Below are 23,602 nucleotides of genomic sequence, written 5' to 3'. Positions count from 1 at the left end.
AGAAACCCCAGCACGGCCCCGTGCTGCGGCCGTAGCTCCGGATGCCCCTGCTCGGCCAGCGTCTCGAAGAGCTCCTTCTGGATCGAGAAGAGCAGGCGTGTGGACAGATTCCCGAGGTCCGGATCCTTTTGCTTCCGTTCGCTGCGCCGCACTACGGCACTCCCCTCGTAAGCGTTATTGACTGTCACCATCCGTAATAATAGTGGGCGCAGAAGGGGTGGCCGGGCCGCCGTCGCTCGCCCTGCGCGGATCTGCCGCGGGGTGCCCACCCGGGCCCGCTCCCCGCGCCCACGACATGGGCATCTGGCCCGGTGCCCTCGGGTCGCGTTCCCTTGGGCCGGCCGGACGGCTGGGTGCCGTCGCACCCTTTCTGCCGCCGCCGCATCCGCCGCTCGTCCAACGTCAACGGGTACCTGCCGTCCGGGAGTGTGTCGCCCGTCCCACGGCTTCGCACTGACCGACTCCCTCGGCCTCCGGCTCTGGACGCCGCCCTTCGGACCGGAATACGATCAACTTAGTCACACTTATTACTATCAAGTTATTTGACTAACTGATGAGGGAGTCGACACGAAGACCATCCGGAGGGCGGCTAGACCGTCACCAGATGCACATCGACCTCAGGGACGCCGACAGCTACGCCAACCTGTACGCCAAGGACGGTCACTACCGGAGTCCGTTCGGCTCCGCCGACGGCCGGAGCGGGATCAAGGCGATGTTCAACGACCTGGCCGAGAAGGGCTTCACCAAGGGCAAGCGGCACATGACCGGACCCGCCATGATCGAGGTCAACGGCACGACGGCCACCGCCCGTTCCTGGTACTGGGGCGCGGAGACCGAGGCGGAGCACGCCGTCTACGCCACCGGTACCTACACCGACAAGCTCCGCAAGGTGAACGGCAAGTGGGAGATCGTCCAGCGCGTACAGACGCTGGACGCGCTTGCTCCCCACGGCCAGTAGGTCCGCCGATCGGACCGCTCTGCCCGTCGCCCGCTCCCCCCGCTCGCGGAGCGGACCACCGTTGTCGCGCCGAGCTCTCCTCGGCGCGGTGACGGCCCTGCCGGTCGCCCGTCCCCTCCCAAAGGTCGTCATGTCCCAGGAAGACCGAACCACTGCCCTTCCCTCGTTCTCGCCCACGGGCGACCGCCCGGACACCGGCCCGGGCAGCGGCCCGCCCGCCGGCGGTGTGGTTGCCGCGCTCTCCATCGCGGTGCTGGCCTACGGGCTGCTGCAGACCCTGGTCGCTCCGGAAAGCCCTGCCCACGTTCCAGCGGCACTTCCGCGTGAGCGGCGACTGGGCCGCGTGGGTATTCACCCTCTACCTGCTCTCCGGCGCCGTGCTCACTCCGGTGCTCGCCCGCTTCGGTGACCGGCGCGGCAAGCGCCGCGTGCTGCTCGGCTCACTCGCTGTCTTCGGCGCCGGCACCGTGCTGGCGGCCCTCGCACGGAACTTCCCGGTCCTGCTCCTGGCGCGCGCGATGCAGGGCGTCCGCACAGTCGGCGGTGTCATCGGGACCCAGGTCGCCGTCGCGATCCTCAGTGCCCACTCGGTTGCCGGCTCGGCCCTGCCGAGCGAGGGTGCCTTCACCGTCGTGTTCGCGCTCGGCGCCGTCTTCGCTGCGGTCGGTGTGGCAGTGGTCCTGCTCCTGCCGCGCACTGTCACCACGCGTTGAAGCGTGCGGCGGCAGCGCGCATCAGCCGGCGAGCAGTCGGGAAGAAACGAGGCTTCCTCGCATCGGCGAGGATCGAGTGGCGTCGACGTGGAGCAGCCCGGCCAGGCGAGGGCCTCAAATCGCTTCGCCCCTGCTCGCCTCGCCCGGTACGGTCGCGAAAATGTTCTCACTGCGGGAGCCATGAGTTGCGCGTGCGGCCGCCCCGGCAGTTCCCACCCCGAGAGTAGGTTGCGTCAATGGCATGCCGTATCAGTGAGCTCGTGCTCAAGTGCCGCGACCCTGAGGTGCTGGCGCGGTTCTGGTGCGAGGTCCTGGACTTCGTCGTGCTCGATCGCGAGGAGGAGGGCTGCATCGAGATAGGTCCGCGCGAAGGGTTCGGCGGCCCGCAGCCGACGATCTTCCTCATCCGCAGCGACGAGCCGAAGAACGGGCATGCCCGGCTGCACATCGACGTCAACGCCACCGACCGCGACCAGGACGCCGAGCTCGAACGCCTCCTGGCCGTCGGGGCCGAACTCGTCGACATCGGTCAGCCCGCGGAGGCGTCCTGGCACGTCCTCGCCGATCCGGAAGGCAACGAGTTCTGCCTGCTCAAGCCCCGCCTCAACCCACTCTGACGGCCCTCGTCGGCAACGACGGCCGCGCCCGGGTGGAGGGCGGGTGGCCACGAGGTCTGTGGGTCCGAGGTTCTTCTTGGTCGCGGACTTCGCAACCGGCCTAGGAGCGCAAGGCGCGGCCGAAGCCCGCCGCCAACGGCATGCGCAGGCCCAGCGGCGGCGGAGCCGCCAGCGCGTCCGCCACCGGGCGCGCGTACGTCCGCGTGAACAGCGAGCCCCGCACGAAGTCCGCCGCCAGCGCCAGGACTTCCTCCTGGTACTGCCGCAGCGCGTGCCCGTCCGAGTGCACCTCGAAGCGGCACGTGTCCCGGTTCGACTTCTTCGCACGTTCCGCCAGCCGGTACGACAGCTCCGGATCCGTCGTCCGGTCGTTCGTGCCGTGGACGATCATCACGTGGCGGCCCGCCAGCTGCTCCACCGGTTCCGGCGGCGCCGCCACGTCGTCCTCCGGAAGCCACGGGGCCAGCGCCAGCACCGAGTTGACCGCCGGGTGGCCCGCCGCGTGCAGGGCCGCCCTGCCGCCCATGCCGTGTCCCGCCAGGCACACGGGAACGTCGCCGTAACGGCGTACGACCTCCTCCACCGCCCAGCTCGCGTCCGCCGCGAGCCGCGCGTCCGGTCCGTTCCAGCCGCGCGAGCGGTACCGCACCCAGTGCACGACCAGCCCCTCCGCGCGCCCCGCCCGCGCCAGCGCGCGGCCCAGCGGCAGCACCGCTGCGTACGACAGCGCCGACGCCCGGCGCTCCGACTCCGGCTCGCCGTCCGGGAGCAGCAGGACCACGCCCGCAACCGCCGCGTCCGCGCCGCCGCGTGCGCCGGAACGCCCCGGCAGCCGGCCGAGCCGGGCCTGCGCCGCTGTCCGTCCGGTGCGCTCCACTCGCCCAACCGCCGTCTCACGTAGGGCTGCCGACCCGACGCCCGGTCTGTCCGGACGCCCCCGCCACCGGGGCAGTGCGTGGTGTGCCATGGCCCAACAGTCTCAGAAGGCGAGGTGTACTCCACCCGTACGCGCGGTCACTGTTACGTATCGACGGGCCTCGCCGGGGGGCGCGCTCTACGCGCGTAGGGGCTAGAGTGCGCAGATGACGAGCCAGACCCTCAATTCGCCCACCCAGGACCAGATCCGCCGCGCGCCGAAGGTCCTGCTCCACGACCACCTCGACGGCGGTCTGCGTCCCGGCACGATCGTCGAACTCGCCCGGGACAGCGGCTACGGGGCCCTGCCCGAGACCGAGCCCGACAAGCTCGGCATCTGGTTCCGCGAGGCCGCCGACTCCGGTTCCCTGGAACGGTATCTGGAGACGTTCGCGCACACCTGCGCCGTCATGCAGACCCGCGACGCGCTCTTCCGCGTGGCCGCCGAGTGCGCCGAGGACCTGGCCGAGGACGGCGTCGTCTACGCCGAGGTCCGCTACGCCCCCGAGCAGCACCTGGAGGCCGGGCTCACCCTCGAGCAGGTCGTCGAGGCGGTCAACGCCGGCTTCCGGGAAGGCGAGCGCCGCGCCCGGGAGAGCGGCCACCGCATTCGCGTCGGGGCGCTGCTGACCGCGATGCGGCACGCCGCTCGCGCCCTGGAGATCGCCGAACTGGCGAACCGTTACCGCGACACGGGCGTCGTCGGTTTCGACATCGCGGGAGCCGAGGCCGGCTTCCCGCCCACCCGGCACCTGGACGCTTTCGAGTACCTCAAGCGCGAGAACAACCACTTCACCATCCACGCCGGCGAGGCCTTCGGGCTGCCGTCGATCTGGCAGGCGCTCCAGTGGTGCGGGGCCGACCGCCTCGGCCACGGGGTGCGCATCATCGACGACATCGAGGTGGCCGAGGACGGCTCCGTGAAGCTGGGCCGGCTCGCCGCGTACGTGCGGGACAAGCGCATCCCGCTGGAGATGTGCCCGACGTCCAACCTGCAGACCGGCGCGGCCGACTCGTACGCCGCCCACCCCATCGGCCTGCTGCGCCGGCTGCACTTCCGGACCACGGTCAACACGGACAACCGTCTGATGAGCGGCACCAGCATGAGCCGCGAATTCGAGCTGCTGACCGAGGCGTTCGGATACACGCTCGACGACATGCAGTGGTTCACCGTCAATGCCATGAAGTCGGCATTCATTCCTTTCGATGAACGACTGGCGATGATCAACGATGTGATCAAGCCCGGCTACGCCGAGCTGAAATCCGAATGGCTGTTCCGGCAGACCGCCACAAGCGGGAACTGAGCGTCCGGCGGGCCCGCGGACACGCTTACACCGAAGCGGCCGGAAGCGTCAATATCCGGCCGCTTCGCGGTGTTTGCGGTGCCTGTGCCAAGCTGACTAGCTTGCGGAGCCGCTCATATTTCCGTCCCCAAGGAATTGTCTGAGATGAAGCATTCCGCAAAGACCCTCGGTGTCGCCGCCCTCGGCGCCGCCTTCGCCGCTGCCGGTGCGGGCACCGCCTCCGCCGCGCCCGCGCTGCCCGACACCACCGGCGCGCTGGGCGCCGTCTCCCAGCTCACGCCGGTCCAGGAGGTCGCCGCCAAGCTCCCGGCGGGCGCCCCGCAGTCCCTCGCCGGTGGCCAGGCCGCCCTGGCGAAGTCCACCGCCGTGCTGCCCGGCGCCCTCCAGCAGTCGGCCGGCAAGGTGCTGGCGTCCGACGACGCGGCCGCGCCGGTCAGCGGCCTGATCGGCGGCCTGAAGACGGGCGAGCTGAGCGGCGGCCTGCTGCCCGGCGGACTCGCGGGTTGACGAACCGGCCGGCGTGCCACGACGCCCGTCCGCGTGTGGGGCGTACACCCGGCCAGGGTGTGCGCCCCACGGCGTTCGTGCCGGAGCGGCCTATCTCCTGCCGACAGCGCCAGGCGTTCTCCGGGCCCCGCCCTCAGTCGGTCGGAACCAACCCGAGCGTGCTCGCGAGCGGCGGCGCGATCAGGCACCGTCCGGCGCGGCACGGGCGACCGAGACGATCCCCGTCGCCGCGCGCGGACGGGTACGTGGCCGGTGCGGCTGCGCCGCGGGTCACCAGGCGGTGGCGGCCGTCTTCTCCGACGGCAGCAGCAGCCACAGCGCCAGATAGAGCAGGAACTGCGGTCCGGGCAGCAGGCACGAGACCACGAAGATCACGCGCATCGTCGTCGCGGACATGCCGAAGCGCCGGGCCAGCGCTGCGCACACTCCGCCGAGCATGCGGCCGTTACGGGGGCGGGCAAGTGCGGCCATGGTGGGCTCCTTCGCGAGAACCGTCCGGGGAGCCTCTCGTCGTGCTCCCGATGCCTCCATGGTCGCGCCGCGAAGGGGGGCGAAGCGTCGCTCTACGGGGCGATCCCGACCCTGGGAATCGTCGGGGTCGCCCCCGGAGAGCCCTCGTCCCTGAGCATGGCCCGGGGCTCCTGCCCGCGGCCGCCCTCACGGAGCGCGGACCCGCGGCCGGGGCGCAGCACTCTGCGGCGCAGCCGCGCGCGGCCCGCGGGGACGACGGCGAGGTGCGCGAGCGCGACGCCGCAGGTGTTGAGCAGGATCGAGTCGATGTCGACGACCTGGCCCGGTACGCCGGTCTGGAGCAGTTCGATGCCGAGCGACAGGAGCACGCCGGCGGCGACCGTACGGGCCAGCGAGGCCCACGGGGAGACGGCCAGCCGCCCGCCGGCCATGGGCAGCAGCACGCCGAGCGGCGCGAGAAGGAGCAGGCCCCCGCCGATGTGCCGGGCCGCCGCCGACGGCCCCAGCGCCAGCGAGGCCTCGATGCCGGCGAACGGTTCCAGGTTCGCCGCGGTCACCCACAGCACGTCGCGCGGGCGCAGTGTCAGCCAGGCGACGAGCAGCAGATGGAGGAGGAGGAGCACGAGCCCCGCCGCGCGGAAGCGGATGGCGGCACGGCCGCCCGAACCTTGACGCTGCACGCCCCCCAAGACGCAGCCTCCCCCGGAAACGGTTCCGCACGACCCGGGATGCTCCGCGCGCCCGGCACAGACGTGACCGGCGCGCGGGGTCAGCCGGCCGGCTGAGGCATGTCCGTCGTCGGGACCGCGGAGTCGGGGCGCTCCTTGGTCGCGTCCGGGCAGGTGTACGCGCGCGGGGCGTACTCGCCCGGGCCGCCCAGCAGCACCGAGCCGCCCGTCGCCGCACCGTTCTCCAGCAGCGTGCACACGATCTGCGCCAGCGCGGACGGCGACAGGTCCTCCGGCTGGCGGCTCAGGCGCAGGGTGCCCGAAGGGTCGTCGCGCCGCCCGGCGTTCAGCAGCAGCGGACCGCGTACGTAGGTCGAGAAGCCCGCCTCGTGCTCGGGCGACGACGGCTCCCGCTGGAGCTCGTCGAGCAGAGCCTGCGCGGTCGCGACCCGGTCGGCCGGAGCCTTCTCCTCCGTCGTCCCGGCCATGCGGTCGACCGACACCAGCTGCGAGGCGCACACCAGGTACACCCGGACCGGTATGCCCGTACGTCCCGCCTGCGGGGCGATGTCCACGGCCGACACCTCGCACGGCACCCGCGAGGGCGCCGGCCCGGCGTCCACGGGCACCTGGGTGGGCCTGATCCCGCAGCCCGCGAGCACGAGGGCGCCCGCGAGCGCGGCGAGCACGGCCACCGGTCGGCGGCCCGCACGTGTCCTGGGGAGTATCACTGTGCGTCCCCCTCGGTCCGCCCGCCGCCGGTCCCGCTGTCCGCGTCGTCCGACCCGGCCGCCTCGCAGTCTGCGAGCGCGGACACGTCGCGCGGCAGGTGCAGCACGAAGACCGCGCCGTCGCCGTCGGGGGAGTTGGCCGCGGTGATCGTGCCGCCGTGGATGTGGGCGTTCTCCATGGCGATCGAGAGGCCGAGACCGCTTCCGTCGGAGCGCGGTCGCGACGCGCTGGCCTTGTAGAACCGGTCGAAGACGTGGGGCAGGACGTCCTCGGGGATGCCGGGACCGTGGTCGCGCACCTCGATGAGCAGTTCGTTGTCTCCGGGGCGGACCGACACCCGCACCGGGGACCCGCCGTGCTTGAGGGCGTTGCCGATCAGGTTGGCCAGGATCACGTCGAGCCGGCGCGGGTCCAGCCGCGCCATGATCCCGCGCTCGGCGTCCAGTTCGACCGCGTCCAGCCAGGCGCGGGCGTCGATGCACGCGGTGACCTGGTCGGCCACGTCCACGGTGTCCAGCACGAGCCGTGCGGTGCCCGCGTCGAAGCGGGTGACCTCCATCAGGTTCTCCACGAGGTCGTACAGCCGCCGCGTCTCGCTCACCACGAGGTTCACGGCCGGGGCGATCATCGGGTCGAGGGTGTCGGCCTCGTCCTCCAGCACCTCGGTCACGGCGGTCAGCGCGGTCAGCGGGGTGCGCAGCTCGTGGGACATGTCGGCGACGAAGCGCCGGCTCGACTCCTCCCGCGCGCTCATGTCCGCGACCTTCTTCTCCAGCGACGCGGCCGTCTTGTTGAACGTCCGTGCCAGCTCGGCGAGTTCGTCGGTGCCCGAGACCCGCAGCCGGGTGTCGAGCTTGCCCTCGCCGAGCCTTCGCGCCGCCTCGCCGAGCCGGTGCACCGGCTTGAGCACGGTCGTGGCGGCAGCCTGCGCGAGCAGCGCCGAGCCGATCAGGGCCAGCAGGGTGGCGATGCCCAGTGACCAGGCCAGGGAATTGAGGTCCTGGCGCTCCTGGTCGAGCGACTTGAACAGGTAGCCGGTCGGCCCGCCGCCCATGATCCGCGTACCGCCGACGAGATAGGGCTCGCCGCGGCGCTCGGTGCGCTGCCAGTACAGGTGGTACGGCTCGGAGTTGCCGGCGTCGACGTCCTGCCGGTCGTTCACCGCGTCCTGCAGCGACTGCGGCACGTCCTCCATCGTGAACGTGTCGCGGTCGGACGCCCCGGTGACCGGCTTGCCCTCGGCGCGCTCGCCGACCAGCACCACGCTGTAGTCGCCGCCGCCCGCCATCTGCTCGGCGGTCTTCTGCAGTTCGGCCGGCGTGGGCCGCAGCGGCAGCGCCGCCGCCCTGTTCTGCATCTCCTGCCGGAAGTCGCCGAGCGCCGCGTCCTGGGTGCGGGTCAGCACCGCCTCGCGGTTGAGCCAGTACGCGATGCCGGAAGCGGACACGGCCGCGGTCAGCGCGACCAGCGCGAAGACGACCACGAGCCGCAGTCGCAGGCTCGTCAGGCGCAGCCCGGCGAGCGGACCGCGCCGCACGCCCGCGCCGCCGTTCGTGCCGTCCGCCGCGCCGCTGTTCGTACCAGCGCTCACCGAACGGTCCCGTCCGGCGCGCACGCGCCCACCCCGTGGATCACTGCGGAGCGTCCAGCCGGTAGCCGACGCCACGCACCGTACGGATCAGGGTCGGTGAGGACGGCACGTCCTCGACCTTCGCCCGCAGCCGCTGCACGCAGGCGTCCACCAGGCGTGAGTCGCCGAGGTAGTCGTGCTCCCACACCAGGCGCAGCAACTGCTGGCGCGAGAGGGCCTGTCCGGGCCGGCGGCTCAGCTCCAGCAGCAGTCGCAGTTCGGTCGGCGTGAGCTGCAGGTCGTCGCCGTTCTTGGTGACCGTCATCGCGGAGCGGTCGATCACCAGGGAGCCGAAGGTCGCCGAGTCGGTGGACTCCCGCTCGCCGCGGCGCAGCACGGCACGGATACGGGCGTCCAGCACCCGCCCCTGAACCGGCTTGACCACATAGTCGTCGGCGCCGGATTCCAGCCCCACGACCACGTCGATGTCGTCGCTGCGCGCGGTCAGCAGAATGATCGGCAGCTGGTCCGTGCGCCGGATGCGGCGGCACACCTCGAACCCGTCGATCCCGGGCAGCATCACATCCAGCACGATCAGGTCAGGCCGCTGCTCGCGCAGCAGCTTCAGGCCGTCCTCTCCCGTCGCCGCGGTGGCCACACGGTGGCCCTGACGGGACAGGGAGAGTTCGAGCGCCGTGCGGATGGCGTCGTCGTCCTCGATCAGCAACAGGAAAGGCACGGGCCCATTCTGGCCCATGCGGTCGTCCTCGTTCGACTCCCCGGTGCATCACCGTTGTCCACGGCCTCTGTGACGCGCCTGTGACAGTCGGCGGACACCGCCATGAAAGTGGCCGGGCAAGCTTCTTGTCACACGGAACCAAGCAGACTCCACTCGACGGGGGGCGCGAGATGAACGCACTGCACAGCACCACCTCAAGCGCAGTTGTCACGCGTCTCCACGACGTCGCGCGGAGCGCCGAGAAGTCCGGCGCGGTGAACGGACGGGGGTGCGTTCGCGGCGCCGGGCGTCAGCACAAGGCGACCTACATGGTGGCCGTGCCTGACGGGGGAGAGACGTACGGAGAGGCCACGGGGGAGCGGACGGGCCAGGCCGGGGCGGCGGACGCCGAAGCGGCGTTCACCGCCTACGTCCAGGAGCGCCGCGCCTCTCTGTACGCGACCGCCTACCACCTGACCGGCGACCGGTACGAGGCCGAGGACCTGCTGCAGAGCGCGCTGTTCTCGACGTACCGGGCCTGGGACCGGATCAGCGACAAGGCGGCGGTCGGCGGCTATCTGCGCCGCACCATGACCAACCTGCACATCAGCGCCTGGCGCCGGCGCAAGCTCAACGAGTACCCGACGGAGGAGCTGCCGGAGACGGCGGGCGACACCGACGCGATGCGGGGCACGGAGCTGCGCGCGGTCCTGTGGCAGGCGCTCGCCAGGCTTCCCGAACTCCAGCGCACGATGCTGGTCCTGCGCTACTACGAGGGCCGCACCGACCCGGAGATCGCGGAGATCCTGGACATCAGTGTCGGCACGGTGAAGTCGAGCATCTGGCGGTCGCTCCGCCGGCTGCGCGAGGACGAGGTCCTCAGCTTCGGCCGTGACGAGGAGGAGTCCTTCGGCGAGCTGGTGGCCTGAAGGCGAGGGACACGGGGACAACGGGGGAAACGGGGGCCGCTGTTTCGGGGGAGACGGCGGGACGGGATCCACGGGGACACGGGGGACGCGGGGATCCACGGGGAAAACGGAGTGGGGTCGGACAGACCGGGGGGTTCTGTCCGACCCCACTCCCATGTCCGCGCCTCCCGCGCGTCAGGCGGCCGCGTCAGGCGGGCTGGCGTGCGGCGAGCGTACGGCAGCGGCCGGCCGCCGCGTCCGCGAGACGCCCGAGGGCCTCGGCCTTGCCGCACGGGTGGGCGCCGAGACCGGTCTGGCGGGCGACGACGCCGCGCTCGGCGCGCATCAGGCGCCAGCCGCGGCGCAGCAGGAACGGGACCGACTTGCGGCCCTCCCGGAGATCGCGCGCGAGGCGGCGGCGGAACGTGGTGGAGGGGCGGCCGCGCAGGCACAGCGCGTCGGCCAGTACGCCGAGTTCCTGGCAGCGGCGGACGAGGTCGGCCGCGAAGATGCCCTCGGCGACGAACAGCGGGGTGCGGGCGATGTCCAGCGTCTCGCGGCCCACGCGCGCGCTCGCCGCGATGTCGTACACGGGGACGTCCGCGCGCCCGGTGGCGCACAGTTCCTCGATGGCGGCGACGGCCGCGTCGGCGTCCCACGACGCCGGTGAGTCCCAGTCGATGTCGGCACTGCCCGTCACCCGGGGCAGCGTCGGGTCGTTGCCCTCTTTGTAGAAGTCGTCCAGACGCAGGACCGGCAGTCCGGTGCGGGCCGCGAGGGACGACTTTCCGGAACCTGAGGGGCCCGCGAGCAGCACGACGCGGGTCGGGATGGGTTGGGAACTCACGGAAGACAAGTGTGACGCATGGAGCCGCCCAGGAGACCCCCCGGAGACGGGGTGGTTGCCCGTCTCACACCTCAACCACTGTCCGTGCGCTCACGATGACTCGATTAGGCAGGAATTCATGGCTCGTCATGCAGCTTCCCCCCAGCGGCGCCACACGCTCGTGCGCGCCGGACTGACCGTCGCCGCGGCGGGCGCGGCCCTCGGCGCGGGCTCGGCGGCCGCGCAGGCGGCTCCGGCCCCCGAGCCGGTCCGCGCCCAGCCCGTGGCCGGACCCGGCACCGCGCTCGCCACCGCGCCACTGACGACCCTCACCGGCGCCGTCACCCGCTCCGTGGACGGGGTCGGCGAGCTCAAGAGCCTCCAGTTGAACCCGCTGGCGAACACCGGTGCCGACCCGCTCGACAACGCCGTGGGCACCCAGGTCGCCGACTTCAAGCCGGTGAGCACCACGCTGGTGACGGACCACGTCACCCGCGGGCAGGCGCTCGAGGACCTGCCGGTGGCCGGCTCGCCGGCGAAGCACGCGCTGCCGTAGCGCGCCGGGCGCACCCACGGGAAGGCGCCCACGGGAAAGCCCCCACGGCCGACGCCGTGGGGGCTTCGCGCTGAGGGCTCAGTAGGACGAACCCGAGGCGCCGAGCGAACCGGTGGGGTGCCAGACTGTCTTGGTCTCCAGGAACGCCGTCAGGCGGTGGGTGCCGGGATCGGCCGACCAGTCGTTGTCCACAGCCTGTGGACGCAGGACCCGCTTGAGGTTGTCCGCCGCCGCGACCTCCAGCTCCTTCGCCAGGACCTCGTCGGCGCCGGTCAGGTCGATGCCGTTGACGTCCTGGTGAGCGGCGAGGGGGGCCGCGATCTCCGCCGTACGCCCCGACAGCACGTTGACCACACCGCCCGGCAGATCCGAGGTGGCCAGCACCTCTCCCAGGGACAGCGCCGGCAGCGGCGACTTCTCGGAGGCGATCACGACCGCCGTGTTGCCGGTCGCGATCACCGGCGCGACCACGGAGACCAGGCCCAGGAACGAGGACTCCTGCGGCGCGAGGATCGTCACGACGCCCGTCGGCTCGGGGGTGGAGAGGTTGAAGAACGGGCCCGCGACCGGGTTCGCCCCGCCCACGACCTGGGCGATCTTGTCCGTCCAGCCCGCGTACCAGACCCAGCGGTCGATCGCGGCCTCGACGACCGCGGCCGCCTTCGACTTGGACAGCCCCTCCGCGTCCGCCACCTCGTGCACGAACTGGCCCTTGCGGCCCTCCAGCATCTCGGCGACGCGGTAGAGGATCTGGCCGCGGTTGTACGCGGTGGCGCCCGACCAGCCGCCGAACGCCTTGCGCGCGGCGACGACCGCGTCACGGGCGTCCTTGCGGGAGGAGAGCGGCGCGTTGGCCAGCCACTTGCCCTTCGAGTCCGTCACCTCGTACACCCGGCCGCTCTCGGAGCGGGGGAACTTGCCCCCGACGTACAGCTTGTAGGTCTTGAAGACGCTCAGACGCATCGACTCAGACATCGAGGTAGGCCTCCAGCCCGTGGCGGCCGCCCTCGCGGCCGAAGCCCGACTCCTTGTAGCCGCCGAACGGCGAGGTCGGATCGAACTTGTTGAACGTGTTGGCCCACACCACACCCGCGCGGAGCTTGCTCGCCACCGCGAGGATGCGGGAGCCCTTCTCCGTCCAGATGCCGGCGGACAGGCCGTACTGGCTGTTGTTGGCCTTGGCGACCGCCTCGTCCGGGGTACGGAACGTCAGGACGGACAGCACCGGGCCGAAGATCTCGTCGCGGGCGATCGTGTGCGCCTGCGTGACGTTGGTGAACAGCGTCGGCGCGAACCAGTAGCCGGACGTCGGCAGCTCGCAGGCGGGGGACCAGCGCTCGGCGCCCTCCGCCTCGCCCCGCTCCACGAGCGTGGTGATCCGGGACAGCTGCTCCTCGGAGTTGATCGCTCCGATGTCGGTGTTCTTGTCGAGCGGGTCGCCGAGGCGCAGCGTGGACAGGCGGCGCTTGAGCGACGCCAGCAGCTCGTCCTGGACCGACTCCTGGACCAGCAGGCGCGAGCCCGCGCAGCAGACCTGGCCCTGGTTGAAGAAGATGCCGTTGACGATGCCCTCGACGGCCTGGTCGATCGGGGCGTCGTCGAAGACGATGTTGGCGCCCTTGCCGCCCAGCTCCAGGGTGACCTTCTTGCGCGTGCCGGCGACCTGGCGGGCGATGGCCTTGCCGACCGCCGTCGAGCCGGTGAAGGCGACCTTGTCGACGCCCGGGTGCTCGACGAGCGCCGCACCGGTGTCCCCGTAACCCGGGAGGATGTTGACGACACCCTTCGGCAGGCCCGCCTGGCGGCAGATGTCCGCGAAGAACAGAGCGGACAGCGGGGTCGTCTCGGCAGGCTTCAGGACGACCGTGTTGCCGGTCGCGAGCGCCGGGGCGATCTTCCACGCGAGCATCAGCAGCGGGAAGTTCCACGGGATGACCTGGCCGGCGACGCCCAGCGGCTTCGGGTCCCGCCCGCTGTGCCCTTCTGCCGTCATCCGGCCGAACCCGGCGTGGCCGAGCTTGTCGGCCCAGCCCGCGTAGTAGAAGAAGTGCGCCGCGACCAGGGGGAGGTCCGCGTCGCGGGTCTCCTTGATCGGCTTGCCGTTGTCCAGCGTCTCCAGGACGGCCAGCTCGCGGCTGCGCTCCTGGATGATCCGCGCGATGCGGAACAGGTACTTGGCGCGCTCCGAGCCGGGCAGCGCCGACCACTTCTCGAACGCCTTGCGGGCGGCCTTCACCGCGCGGTCGACGTCCTCCGCGCCGGCCTGGGCGACCTCGGAGAGGACCTCCTCGCTGGCGGGCGAGACGGTCTTGAAGACCCTGCCGTCGGCGGCGTCGGTGAACTCGCCGTCGATGAACAGGCCGTACGACGGTGCGATGTCGACGACCGACCGCGACTCGGGTGCGGGTGCGTAATCGAATGCGGAAGCCATGATGATCAGTCCACCGTCACGTAGTCGGGGCCGGAGTAGCGGCCGGTCGCCAGCTTCTGGCGCTGCATCAGCAGGTCGTTGAGCAGGCTCGAGGCGCCGAAGCGGAACCAGTGGTTGTCCAGCCAGTCCTCGCCCGCGGTCTCGTTCACCAGCACCAGGAACTTGATCGCGTCCTTGCTGGTGCGGATGCCGCCGGCGGGCTTCACGCCCACCTGTACCCCAGTCTGCTCCCGGAAGTCGCGGACGGCCTCCAGCATGAGCAGGGTGTTCGCGGGGGTGGCGTTGACCGCGACCTTGCCGGTCGACGTCTTGATGAAGTCGGCGCCGGCGATCATGCCGAGCCAGGAGGCGCGGCGGATGTTGTCGTACGTGGAGAGCTCGCCGGTCTCGAAGATGACCTTGAGCCGGGCGTCGCCGGAGGCCTCCTTGACGGCCCGGATCTCCTCGAAGACCTTCATGTAGTCGCCCGCGAGGAAGGCGCCGCGGTCGATCACCATGTCGATCTCGTCGGCCCCGGCCGCCACGGCGTCACGGACGTCCGCGAGCTTCACGTCGAGCGCGGCGCGCCCAGCCGGGAAGGCGGTCGCGACGGAGGCGACCTTGACGTCGGAGCCCGTGAGGGCGGCCTTGGCGGTCGCCACCATGTCGGGGTAGACGCAGACCGCCGCGGTGTGCGGGGTCGTGCGGTCGGTCGGATCAGGATTGACGGCCTTGGCGGCGAGCGCCCGGACCTTGCCCGGGGTGTCCGCGCCTTCGAGCGTCGTCAGGTCGATCATCGAGATGGCCAGGTCGATGGCGTACGCCTTCGCCGTGGTCTTGATCGAACGGGTGCCGAGGGACGCGGCGCGCGCTTCGAGGCCGACGGCGTCGACGCCGGGCAGCCCGTGCAGGAAGCGGCGCAGCGTGCTGTCGGACGCGGTCACGTCAGCGAATGCTGGTGCATTGGTGGGCATGGTCACCAGATGAGCATATCTACGCGCGTAGCGACCTGTACAGGGGGTGCGGCGCACCGAGAGGTCACGGGTCGGTCGCACCCCGGTCGCGACGAGGGGGCAGGTCCCGGCCGACGGCCGCGGGCGTACGGCAGAATCGGACCCATGACGAGCCCCCAGCAGCCTGCCGAGCCCTCCTACGCCGACCGGGTCTTCCGGTCGCCCGCCGGGATGGCGGGCGGCGGGCTGCTGCTCGCGCTGATCGCCTGGATGGTCGTGGACGCCCTGCTGCGCGGCGAGGGCCGCACGCCGTGGCTCGCGCCGGCGGCCGCGCTGGTCGTGGTGCCGCTGATCGTCGCCTTCAGCCTCCGCCCCGCCGTCTTCGTGAACGAGGAGCGGGTGCGGATCAGGAACCCGTTCCGGACGATCACGCTGCCGTGGAGCGCGGTCGCCGACGTGCGGGCCGGGTACTCCAGCGAGCTGTTCACCACGGAGGGCGTGAAGTACCAGCTGTGGGCCATCCCCGTCTCGCTGCGCCAGCGCAAGCGGGCCGCCCGGCGGCAGATGCGCAACGCGGCCGACGACCCGCACGGCGCCACCTCCGTGACGGCGGACGTGACCGACTCGCAGGCGCGGATGGCGCCCGCGGACCAGACGATCGCGGACCTGCGCGACATGGCCGAGCACCTGGGCCCGCGCTCGTCCGCACCGGGCGGGCCGCAGGTGCGCTGGGCGTACGAGGTGCTCGCGCCGGTGGCGGCGGGCGTGGTGATGCTCGCCCTGGTGCTCGGCCTGACCTGACGGGCCCGGAGCCGGTGCCCTGTGTTCAGGGGAGGCTCCGGCTGCCCGATGCGCGGTGGACGCGCATCGGGCAGGGCGGCCCTCAGATGCCCGCCGCGGCCGAGAGGTCCCGCTTGACGTCCGCGAGCACACCGGCCGCCCGCTCGCGAGCCGTGCCCAGCTCGCTCGCGTCGGCGACCGGCACCACGACCTCCAGGTAACACTTGAGCTTGGGCTCGGTGCCGCTCGGCCGGACGATCACGCGAGCGGTGAACTCCCCGTCCAGGTAGTAGCGCAGCCCGTCCGTCGGCGGCAGCTTCTCCGTACCCCGCGTCAGGTCCTCGGCGCTCGTGACCCGCAGTCCCGCGAGCATCACCGGGGGCCGCTCGCGCAGCGCGCGCATGGCGTCGGCGATCACGCCGAGGTCCTCGACCCGCACCGAGAGCTGGTCGGTGGCGTGCAGGCCGTGCTCGACGGCCAGGTCGTCGAGCAGGTCGGAGAGCGTACGGCCCTGCTCCTTGAGCTCCGAGACCAGCTCGGCGACGAGCAGCGCGGCGGTGATGCCGTCCTTGTCGCGCACGCCGCCGGGGTCGACGCAGTAGCCGAGCGCCTCCTCGTAGCCGTAGCGCAGCCCGTCGACCCGCGCGATCCACTTGAAGCCTGTCAGCGTCTCCTCGTGACCGAGGCCCGCCGCCCGGGCGATGCGGCCCAGCAGGGACGAGGACACGATCGACTCGGCGAAGACGCCCGTGGCGCCCTTGTGGACGAGGTGCGCGGCGAGCAGAGCGCCGACCTCGTCGCCGCGCAGCATGCGCCACCCGGCCTCGGTGGAGTCGTCGGGGACGGCGACCGCGCAGCGGTCCGCGTCCGGGTCGTTGGCGATGACGACGTCCGGCCGGACCCGGCGGGCGGTCTCGAACGCGAGGTCCATCGCGCCGGGCTCCTCCGGATTGGGGAACGCGACGGTCGGGAACGCGGGGTCGGGCTCGGCCTGTGCCTCCACGAGCGCGGGGGCGGGGAAGCCGGCCCGCGCGAAGGCGCTGAGCACGACGTCCTTGCCGACACCGTGCATGGCCGTGTAGACGATGCGGGCGGTACGCGGCGAGGCGGCGGTCAGGACGGCGTCCGTACGCTCCAGGTACGCCGCCAGGACCTCGTCGCCCAGGATCTCCCAGCCGCCCTCGGCACGCGGCACGTCGTCGATGCCGGCGATCGCGCCGATCTCGGCGGCGATCTCCGCGTCGGCGGGGGGCACGATCTGCGAGCCGTCGCCGAGGTAGACCTTGTAGCCGTTGTCGCGGGGCGGGTTGTGGCTCGCGGTGACCTCGACGCCCGCGACGGCGCCCAGCTTCCTTATGGCGAAGGCGAGTACGGGAGTGGGCAGCGGCCGCGGCAGCACTGCGGCGCGCAGGCCCGCGGCGACCATGACGGCAGCGGTGTCGCGCGCGAAGTCGGCCGACTTGTAGCGGGCGTCGTAGCCGATGACGACGAGTCCGTCGCCCTGACCCTTGGCCTTGAGGTACGCGGCGAGCCCGGCGGCGGCCCGGATGACGACGACGCGGTTCATCCGCATGGGCCCGGCGCCCAGCTCCCCGCGCAGTCCGGCGGTCCCGAACTGCAGCGTCCCGCCGAACCGGTCGCCCAGCTCGGCGAGGTCACCGGCCTCGATGAGCTTGCCGAGCTCGTCCCGGGTCTCGCTGTCCGGGTCCTCCGCGAGCCACGCCCGGGCCCGCGCGATGAGGTCCTGCTGCACGGTAGGTCCGCCTCTCGTGTGTGCGTACGTCGAGTGTGCGCGCCGTGCGCCGACGCGCGATGCTTTTCCGCCCCTGCGCGGCGTTCCTGTCGGGCTCCGCGCCTTCGCCCTTGCCGGGGCTCCGCCCCGAGCCCCGGCACTCAGGCGCCGGCGGGCTTGATGGGCCCGGCGGGCTGGGGCTGCCCGGTGGGGCCGGTGGTGCTGTTGTGCGGCGTTGCTGTCGACGCTCCGCCCGGAGCCCCGGAGCCTCAAGCGCCCCCTACGCCATGCGGCGTGGGAGGTGCCACCGGCGGGGCCGCAATTCCAGCCCGTCCGGGGCACTCCCCTGGCTGCGCCGGGGGTGACTCCCACCCACGGCCGCCAGGCCGTAGGGGGAGTTCGAGGACACCGCGCGAAGCGCCGTACAGGCTCTGGCGGAACCCAGGAGCCGGCGTCCGCCAGGACGCGCAGCCCACGGGCCCGGCGTGAGCTCCCGGGGCCGCGCCTGTCGGGGTGCAGAGCTCCCGGGCCGGACGCGCCCCTCAAGCGCGTGTCCGTCAGGGCGCTACGCCCCGGGGCGCAGCCCCCGAAGTTCGCGCCCGTGAGGACGCAAAGCCCAGGAAGCCCACGGCCCGGGCGAACCCCGGCCCGGCGTCCGCCAGGACGCGCGGCCCACCGGGCCCTGGTTGAGCCCCCGAGGCCGGCGCCTGTCAGGGTGCAGAGGCCCAGGGCCGGGCGCGCCCCGCAGAGCGCGTGCGCCAGGGTGCCCGCCACGGCCTGAGGCGCAGCCCGGGAGCCCCCAGAGGCACACGAGCCCGGGGTGAGGACCCCGTGGTCGGCGCCTGCCAGGGTTGCAGAGCATCCGTCGGCGGAGCGCCGCCCCGAAGGCGCGCGCCCGTCAAGGCGCTACGCCACGGGCCCCCGGGGCGCACCGAATCACGCCCGTCGGGCACAGAGCGCAGTGCCCCGGTGAGCCGGACGGGTCAGAGGCGCGCGAGCACCCGCGTCAGCAGCTCACCCATCCGCGCCGCCGAGTCGCGCCCCGCCTGCAGGACCTCCTCGTGGTTCAGCGGCTCGCCCGTCAGGCCCGCAGCCAGGTTCGTCACCAGGGAGATGCCGAGCACCTCCGCGCCCGCCTCGCGCGCCGCGATCGCCTCGAGGACCGTCGACATGCCCACCAGGTCGCCGCCCAGCACGCGCACCATGTTGATCTCGGCCGGCGTCTCGTAGTGCGGGCCGGGGAACTGGACGTACACGCCCTCCTCCAGCGTCTCGTCCACCTCCTTGCACAGCGCCCGCAGCCGCGGCGAGTACAGGTCCGTCAGGTCCACAAAGTTCGCCCCGATGATCGGCGACGTGGCCGTCAGGTTGATGTGGTCGCTGATCAGCACCGGCTGCCCGGGGCGCATGCCCTCGCGCAGGCCGCCGCAGCCGTTGGTCAGCACAACGGTCTTGCAGCCTGCGGCGACGGCGGTGCGCACGCCGTGCGAGACGGCGGCGACGCCACGGCCCTCGTAGAAGTGCGTACGGCCCAGGAAGACCAGCGCGCGCTTGTCGCCGATGCGGTAGGAGCGGATCTTGCCGCCGTGGCCCTCGACCGCCGGCGGGGGGAAGCCGGGCAGTTCGGTGACGGGGAACTCGGCCTCGGGCGCGCCGAGCGCGTCGACCGCGGGGGCCCAGCCGGAGCCCATCACCAGCGCGACGTCATGGGTCTCGGTGCCGGTCAGCTCGCGCAGCCGCGCGGCGGCGGCGTCGGCCGCGGCATGGGGGTCGGCGAGAGCGCCGACGAGGTCCGGATTCACAGATGCGTTCACGCCGATGAGGGTAACCCGACAATCCCTACGCGCGTAGATGACGCAGCGCACGGTCTTCGGATCGTTGCCTTGTCGTTTCCGACGAAGAGGCGGGGCGTCACCGCGCGGTCACGGATGTGTGCCATCGGCGACCGTCCGGAGTCCGGGGGCGCCGCGTCAGCACGGGCGCTTGCGCAGCTCCATGACGTAGTCGTGGGGCGCGCCCGCGGACTCGGCCGCGTCGGCGATCTCGCCGAGGTAGCGGGCGGACGGCAGGCCGCCCTCGTACGCGTTCAGCACGTACACCCAGGCCGCCTCCTCGCCGTCCAGTGTGTGCACCCGCACCCGCATGCGCCGGTATATGTCGAGGCCGACACCCTCCCAGCGGTCCATCGAGTCCTCGTCCATCGGCGCGATGTCGTACAGCGCGACGAAGACCTGGGAGCGCGGCGCTTCCACGATCGTGGCCAGCGCTCCCTCCCAGCCCATCTGCTCGCCGCCGAAGGTCAGCCGCCAGCCGTTGAGCCAGCCGGTGCCGCGCAGCGGCGAGTGCGGTGCGCGGCGGGTCATCAGCCGCGCGTCGAGGTTGCCGGCGTACGCGGCGTAGAGCGACATGGGATCGAGGGTACGGGAGCGCAGGGAGAGACGGCCGACGCGTCCGGGCGGTCGCGACCGCCGGGAGACCCCTCGTGAGCGGCAAGTGCCGTGGTCGCGGGCGTATCGCGGCCCCGGGGCGAGAACCGGGACGCGGTGCGGGACAATGAGGTACGTACTGCATTCCCCCGGGGGCACCCCGGACCCCCGGCAGAGCGGGCAGGCGGGCCGGGATCGACAATGCGAGGCGGACTTTTTCGTGACCCGGATCGTGATCATAGGTGGCGGACCCGGCGGCTATGAGGCGGCGCTCGTCGCCGCCCAGCTCGGTGCGGAGGTGACCGTCGTCGACTGCGACGGCCTGGGCGGGGCGTCGGTGCTGACCGACTGCGTGCCCTCGAAGACCCTGATCGCCACCGCCGAGGTCATGACGACCTTCGACTCCTCCTACGAGGAGCTCGGCATCATCGTGGCCGACGACACCCCGCACATCGAGCAGGCCGCCCGCGTCGTCGGCGTCGACCTCGGCAAGGTCAACCGGCGTGTCAAGCGCCTCGCGCTCGCCCAGTCGCACGACATCACCGCCTCCGTCACCCGTGCCGGCGCCCGCGTCATGCGCGGCCGCGGCCGCCTCGACGGGCAGCAGGCGATGGACGGCTCCCGCAAGGTGATCGTGCGCGCCGCCGACGGCACCGAGGAGACGCTCACCGCGGACGCCGTCCTGATCGCGACCGGCGGTCACCCGCGCGAGATCCCCGACGCGCTGCCCGACGGCGAGCGCATCCTGAACTGGACGCAGGTCTACGACCTGAACGAGCTCCCCGAGGAGCTCATCGTGGTCGGTTCCGGTGTCACGGGCGCCGAGTTCGCCGGTGCCTACCAGGCGCTCGGCTCGCGCGTCACCCTCGTCTCCTCCCGCGACCGGGTCCTGCCGGGCGAGGACCCGGACGCCGCCGCCGTCCTGGAGGACGTCTTCCGCCGCCGGGGCATGAACGTCATGGCCCGTTCCCGTGCCGAGTCCGCCAAGCGGGTCGGCGACCGGGTCGAGGTCACGCTCTCCGACGGCAGGGTCATCTCCGGGACGCACTGCCTCATGGCCGTCGGAGCCATCCCGAACACGGCGGGCATGGGCCTGGAGGAGGCCGGCGTCCGGCTGAAGGAGTCGGGCCACATCTGGACCGACAAGGTCTCGCGCACCTCCGCTCCCGGTGTCTACGCGGCCGGGGACGTCACCGGCGTCTTCGCGCTGGCCTCGGTCGCGGCGATGCAGGGCCGTATCGCCATGTACCACTTCCTCGGCGACGCGGTCGCCCCGCTGAACCTCAAGACCGTCTCGTCGAACGTGTTCACCGACCCGGAGATCGCGACCGTCGGCTACACGCAGGCGGACCTCGAGGCGGGCAAGATCGACGCCCGCGTCGTCAAGCTGCCGCTGCTGCGCAACCCGCGCGCCAAGATGCAGGGCATCAGGGACGGCTTCGTCAAGATCTTCTGTCGCCCGGGCACCGGCATCGTGGTCGGCGGTGTGGTCGTGTCGCCCCGCGCTTCGGAACTGATCCACCCCATCTCGATCGCCGTCGACAACAACCTGACGGTGGAACAGATCGCAAACGCGTTCACCGTGTATCCGTCTCTGTCGGGCTCGATCGCGGAGGTCGCACGCCAGCTGCACACCCGCAAGGCCACCGCCGAGAGCTGACGGCGCCCCGCGGGGGACGAAACCCGGCGAAGTGCGGGCACTCCACGCGGCGATCGATCAACTGAGAGGCCGCCTATACCACTTGGCGGCCTCTCAAATGCGCATTTTCCGCTATCCGGCGCATAGAGCTGAAAACTGACGGGCGGTGGGGTTACTGTCAGTTTCGTGTTCGCTGCAGAACGTCGTCAGTTGATCCTCGAAATGGTGCGCGCCAACGGAGCCGTGTCGCTCCGAGAGCTCGCCCGCGTCGTCCAGACCTCCGAAGTGACCGTACGGCGGGACGTGCGGGCACTGGAGGCAGAAGGACTCCTCGACCGCCGGCACGGCGGTGCGGTACTGCCGGGCGGCTTCACCCGCGAATCCGGCTTCCCGCAGAAATCACTGTCCGCGACCGCCGAGAAGACGGCCATCGCCGACCTCGCCGCCGGACTCGTCGAAGAGGGCGAGGCCATCGTGGTCGGGGCCGGGACGACGACGCAGGAGCTGGCCCGCCGGCTCGCCCGCGTCCCGGGACTGACCGTGGTCACCAACTCCCTGCTGGTGGCGCAGGCACTGGCCCACGCCAACCGGGTCGAGGTCGTCATGACCGGCGGCACGCTGCGCGGCTCCAACTACGCCCTGGTGGGCAGCGGGGCCGAGCAGTCGCTCCAGGGGCTGCGGGTCTCGCGTGCCTTCCTCTCCGGGAGCGGGCTCACGGCCGAGCGGGGCCTGTCCACGTCCAACATGCTCTCGGCGAGCGTGGACCGGGCGCTGGTGCAGGCCGCCGCGGAGGTCGTCGTGCTGGCGGACCACACGAAGCTCGGCACCGACACGATGTTCCAGACGGTGCCGACGGACGTGATCACCCGCCTGGTGACGGACGAGCCCCCGCCCCACGACGACCGGGCAGCGACGGAGCTGCAGGCGCTGGCGGACCAGGGCGTGCAGATCGCCGTGGCGGGCGCGACCGCGGTGGCGGGCCCCGCCCGCCACGAGGTCCCTCTCCCCGGCCAGCGCCGTACTCGCGCCCAACTGCGCGGCGCCAACGGCTCGTTGACTCCGGAGCAGCTGCAGGACCGGGCACCGCGGGTCGCGGACCTCCGCCGCCGCTGAGCTCACCGCACGGCGTCGTCCCACAGCGCGGTGCCGTGCGCTCCGACCACCTCGCGGGTACGGCCCAGGACCTCCTCGGCGGGCCGCTTGCTCCCCGCCGAGGTCCATCGGGGGAACATGTCCTCGCTGTAGTGGGACCAGTGCCCGGAGATCTCGTACAGCTCACGTCTGCCGAGGGCGGGCGAGTAGCAGCGGGCCCGCTGGGCCGTCCCGCGCCTTTCCGCCCACCGCCCCGACGGAGGCCGGGGCCCTGAGGTCCACCGGCCCGTGGGGCCGTGCGCGCGGGCTGCCAAGCTCGTGCGGCGAGGCTCGTGCGGCGAGGCCGGGCCGCCGGGCCGGGCGCTCATGAGCCGGTCGCAGCGCCGTCCGGCCGGTCCGCCTTCAGGCCGCGCAGCGTCAGCGTGAGCAGCCGGTCCGCCAACCGGCCGTCGTCGGGGCTCTCTTCGGCCGCCAGCGCGATCGCGTTCGTCAGCTGCATCAGATCGCCGATCGAGACATCCGTTCGCACCGCGCCGCTCTCCTGCGCCCGCGTCAGCAGCCGTTCGCCCGCCGCGCGCAGGGGCACGCTGCACGACGCCAGCGCCGAACCCTTGTCGGCGGACGCCGACATGAGCGCGCGGGCCAGTCCCCGGTACTCACCCGCGTGAGTGATGAGGGCGCGCAGCCACTCCACGAGTGCCCCGCAGGGCTGCTCGGCGCCGGCCAGTTCCCGGGAGCGCTCCAGCAGGTCCGCCAGAGCCTCCTGGAAGACCGCGCTCATCATCGCGTGGCGGTTGGGGAAGTGCCGGTACAGCGTGCCGATGCCCACGCCCGAGCGGCGGGCGATCTCCTCCAGCGACGCGTCGGTGCCGTGCTCGGCGAAGACGGCGCGCGCCTCGGTGAGCAGACGTTCATAGTTGCGGCGGGCATCGGCCCGCATGGGCCGCGGTGCGGGCATGCCCGTGCCCGCCGCCGTGCCGGCCGTACTCGTTGCCATCGCCTCGTCCTTCCGGAGTCCGCCCCCGGTTCCAGGATGCCATTGCCGGATCGGCGCCCGGCCATGACGTGGACACGAACGTGGGGCCTGCCCGGTGTCCGCTCGGGCGG

The 23,602-nt window shown here is 72.3% G+C and carries 25 protein-coding genes and 1 pseudogene; 10 read left to right on the top strand and 16 right to left on the bottom strand.

From position 1 onward, the window contains the following. Positions 1-191: pseudogene (locus ACWD0A_RS19460) on the bottom strand (hypothetical protein); the annotation flags it as partial. 413 nt (positions 192-604) lie between these two features. Here ACWD0A_RS19460 and ACWD0A_RS19455 point away from each other — a divergent pair. From ACWD0A_RS19455 to ACWD0A_RS19445, 3 genes are all read left to right on the top strand, one after another. Further along, a complete protein-coding gene (locus tag ACWD0A_RS19455; protein WP_451299652.1) occupies positions 605-958 on the top strand; it encodes a nuclear transport factor 2 family protein in 354 nt (117 codons plus the stop codon). A 224-nt stretch (positions 959-1,182) separates the two neighbouring features. Continuing rightward, a complete protein-coding gene (locus ACWD0A_RS19450; protein ID WP_451299650.1) occupies positions 1,183-1,671 on the top strand; it encodes an MFS transporter in 489 nt (162 codons plus the stop codon). Between the two features lie 236 nt (positions 1,672-1,907). After that, positions 1,908-2,288 (top strand): VOC family protein, encoded by a 381-nt coding sequence (locus tag ACWD0A_RS19445; protein ID WP_451299648.1) that lies wholly within the window; start codon positions 1,908-1,910, stop codon positions 2,286-2,288. A 100-nt stretch (positions 2,289-2,388) separates the two neighbouring features. Here the strand turns inward: ACWD0A_RS19445 and ACWD0A_RS19440 are convergent, their stop codons facing one another. Further along, entirely contained in the window at positions 2,389-3,120 is a 732-nt protein-coding gene (locus ACWD0A_RS19440; protein ID WP_451299668.1) for an alpha/beta hydrolase, read from the bottom strand. A gap of 250 nt (positions 3,121-3,370) precedes the next feature. On the opposite strand from ACWD0A_RS19440, the gene ACWD0A_RS19435 reads away from it, so the two are divergent. Further along, positions 3,371-4,507 carry an adenosine deaminase gene (locus ACWD0A_RS19435; RefSeq protein WP_307713804.1) on the top strand — a complete coding sequence of 379 codons (1,137 nt, stop codon included), beginning with the start codon at positions 3,371-3,373 and terminating at the stop codon, positions 4,505-4,507. 144 nt (positions 4,508-4,651) lie between these two features. Then, positions 4,652-5,014, top strand: a complete 363-nt coding sequence (locus tag ACWD0A_RS19430; RefSeq protein WP_451299646.1) for an ATP-binding protein — start codon at positions 4,652-4,654, stop codon at positions 5,012-5,014. A 270-nt stretch (positions 5,015-5,284) separates the two neighbouring features. On the opposite strand, the gene ACWD0A_RS19425 is transcribed toward ACWD0A_RS19430, so the two are convergent. The 5 genes from ACWD0A_RS19425 to afsQ1 all read right to left on the bottom strand — a co-directional run bounded on the left by ACWD0A_RS19425 (position 5,285) and on the right by afsQ1 (position 9,194). Continuing rightward, positions 5,285-5,485, bottom strand: a complete 201-nt coding sequence (locus ACWD0A_RS19425; RefSeq protein ID WP_451299644.1) for a PspC domain-containing protein — start codon at positions 5,483-5,485, stop codon at positions 5,285-5,287. A 92-nt stretch (positions 5,486-5,577) separates the two neighbouring features. After that, positions 5,578-6,165, bottom strand: a complete 588-nt coding sequence (locus ACWD0A_RS19420; protein WP_451299642.1) for a VanZ family protein — start codon at positions 6,163-6,165, stop codon at positions 5,578-5,580. Positions 6,166-6,254: 89 nt separating this feature from the next. Continuing rightward, positions 6,255-6,884, bottom strand: a complete 630-nt coding sequence (locus ACWD0A_RS19415; RefSeq protein WP_451299640.1) for a hypothetical protein — start codon at positions 6,882-6,884, stop codon at positions 6,255-6,257. Then, positions 6,881-8,476, bottom strand: a complete 1,596-nt coding sequence (locus ACWD0A_RS19410) for an ATP-binding protein (RefSeq protein ID WP_451299638.1) — start codon at positions 8,474-8,476, stop codon at positions 6,881-6,883. Before ACWD0A_RS19410 ends, ACWD0A_RS19415 begins: the two co-directional genes overlap by 4 nt. A 40-nt stretch (positions 8,477-8,516) precedes the next feature. Further along, complete coding sequence (gene afsQ1 / locus ACWD0A_RS19405; RefSeq protein ID WP_177152074.1) at positions 8,517-9,194, bottom strand: two-component system response regulator AfsQ1; 678 nt, start codon at positions 9,192-9,194, stop codon at positions 8,517-8,519. A gap of 170 nt (positions 9,195-9,364) precedes the next feature. On the opposite strand from afsQ1, the gene ACWD0A_RS19400 reads away from it, so the two are divergent. Beyond that, positions 9,365-10,102 (top strand): SigE family RNA polymerase sigma factor, encoded by a 738-nt coding sequence (locus ACWD0A_RS19400; RefSeq protein WP_451299636.1) that lies wholly within the window; start codon positions 9,365-9,367, stop codon positions 10,100-10,102. 187 nt (positions 10,103-10,289) lie between these two features. On the opposite strand, the gene ACWD0A_RS19395 is transcribed toward ACWD0A_RS19400, so the two are convergent. Then, a complete protein-coding gene (locus ACWD0A_RS19395) occupies positions 10,290-10,928 on the bottom strand; it encodes a uridine kinase family protein (protein WP_451299634.1) in 639 nt (212 codons plus the stop codon). 118 nt (positions 10,929-11,046) lie between these two features. Between ACWD0A_RS19395 and ACWD0A_RS19390 the strand changes: the two genes are divergently transcribed. Then, positions 11,047-11,463, top strand: a complete 417-nt coding sequence (locus ACWD0A_RS19390) for a hypothetical protein (protein WP_451299632.1) — start codon at positions 11,047-11,049, stop codon at positions 11,461-11,463. 78 nt (positions 11,464-11,541) lie between these two features. On the opposite strand, the gene ACWD0A_RS19385 is transcribed toward ACWD0A_RS19390, so the two are convergent. From ACWD0A_RS19385 to deoC, 3 genes are read right to left on the bottom strand one after another with little or no spacing between them, the layout of a single operon-like run. Beyond that, positions 11,542-12,438: an aldehyde dehydrogenase family protein gene (locus tag ACWD0A_RS19385; RefSeq protein WP_451299630.1), complete on the bottom strand. Its 897-nt coding sequence runs from the start codon at positions 12,436-12,438 to the stop codon at positions 11,542-11,544. Then, positions 12,431-13,894, bottom strand: a complete 1,464-nt coding sequence (locus ACWD0A_RS19380) for an aldehyde dehydrogenase family protein (protein ID WP_451299628.1) — start codon at positions 13,892-13,894, stop codon at positions 12,431-12,433. The genes ACWD0A_RS19385 and ACWD0A_RS19380 overlap by 8 nt, the downstream gene beginning before the upstream one ends. A 5-nt stretch (positions 13,895-13,899) precedes the next feature. After that, complete coding sequence (gene deoC, locus ACWD0A_RS19375; protein WP_451299626.1) at positions 13,900-14,853, bottom strand: deoxyribose-phosphate aldolase; 954 nt, start codon at positions 14,851-14,853, stop codon at positions 13,900-13,902. Positions 14,854-14,991: 138 nt separating this feature from the next. Here deoC and ACWD0A_RS19370 point away from each other — a divergent pair, with 138 nt between their 5' ends. Further along, the gene (locus ACWD0A_RS19370) at positions 14,992-15,627 is read left to right on the top strand and encodes a PH domain-containing protein (RefSeq protein ID WP_451299624.1); all 636 of its coding nucleotides are present in this window, start codon (positions 14,992-14,994) and stop codon (positions 15,625-15,627) included. Positions 15,628-15,709: 82 nt separating this feature from the next. On the opposite strand, the gene ACWD0A_RS19365 is transcribed toward ACWD0A_RS19370, so the two are convergent. The 3 genes from ACWD0A_RS19365 to ACWD0A_RS19355 form a co-directional block, all read right to left on the bottom strand. Continuing rightward, the gene (locus ACWD0A_RS19365; RefSeq protein ID WP_451299622.1) at positions 15,710-17,359 is read right to left on the bottom strand and encodes a phospho-sugar mutase; all 1,650 of its coding nucleotides are present in this window, start codon (positions 17,357-17,359) and stop codon (positions 15,710-15,712) included. Positions 17,360-18,321: 962 nt separating this feature from the next. Beyond that, on the bottom strand, positions 18,322-19,152 hold the full coding sequence (locus ACWD0A_RS19360) for a purine-nucleoside phosphorylase (RefSeq protein ID WP_365993864.1): 831 nt from the start codon (positions 19,150-19,152) through the stop codon (positions 18,322-18,324). Positions 19,153-19,308: 156 nt separating this feature from the next. Continuing rightward, positions 19,309-19,746 (bottom strand): gamma-glutamylcyclotransferase, encoded by a 438-nt coding sequence (locus ACWD0A_RS19355; RefSeq protein ID WP_215183342.1) that lies wholly within the window; start codon positions 19,744-19,746, stop codon positions 19,309-19,311. A gap of 238 nt (positions 19,747-19,984) precedes the next feature. Here ACWD0A_RS19355 and ACWD0A_RS19350 point away from each other — a divergent pair, with 238 nt between their 5' ends. Both ACWD0A_RS19350 and ACWD0A_RS19345 read left to right on the top strand, forming a co-directional pair. Then, positions 19,985-21,424, top strand: a complete 1,440-nt coding sequence (locus ACWD0A_RS19350; RefSeq protein ID WP_451299619.1) for an NAD(P)H-quinone dehydrogenase — start codon at positions 19,985-19,987, stop codon at positions 21,422-21,424. Positions 21,425-21,625: 201 nt separating this feature from the next. Then, positions 21,626-22,516, top strand: a complete 891-nt coding sequence (locus tag ACWD0A_RS19345) for a DeoR/GlpR family DNA-binding transcription regulator (RefSeq protein ID WP_451299666.1) — start codon at positions 21,626-21,628, stop codon at positions 22,514-22,516. 2 nt (positions 22,517-22,518) lie between these two features. Here ACWD0A_RS19345 and ACWD0A_RS19340 read toward each other — a convergent pair whose 3' ends face one another. Next, positions 22,519-22,863, bottom strand: coding sequence for a hypothetical protein (locus ACWD0A_RS19340; RefSeq protein WP_451299617.1), 345 nt, complete (start codon positions 22,861-22,863; stop codon positions 22,519-22,521). Beyond that, positions 22,860-23,492, bottom strand: coding sequence for a TetR/AcrR family transcriptional regulator (locus ACWD0A_RS19335; RefSeq protein ID WP_451299615.1), 633 nt, complete (start codon positions 23,490-23,492; stop codon positions 22,860-22,862). The genes ACWD0A_RS19340 and ACWD0A_RS19335 overlap by 4 nt, the downstream gene beginning before the upstream one ends. Positions 23,493-23,602: the final 110 nt, after the last annotated feature.

This window comes from Streptomyces sp. NPDC002867 (genome assembly GCF_053591895.1).
The sequence above is the reverse complement of the archived record's forward strand: the minus strand, read 5'-3'. Positions and strand labels throughout refer to the sequence as shown.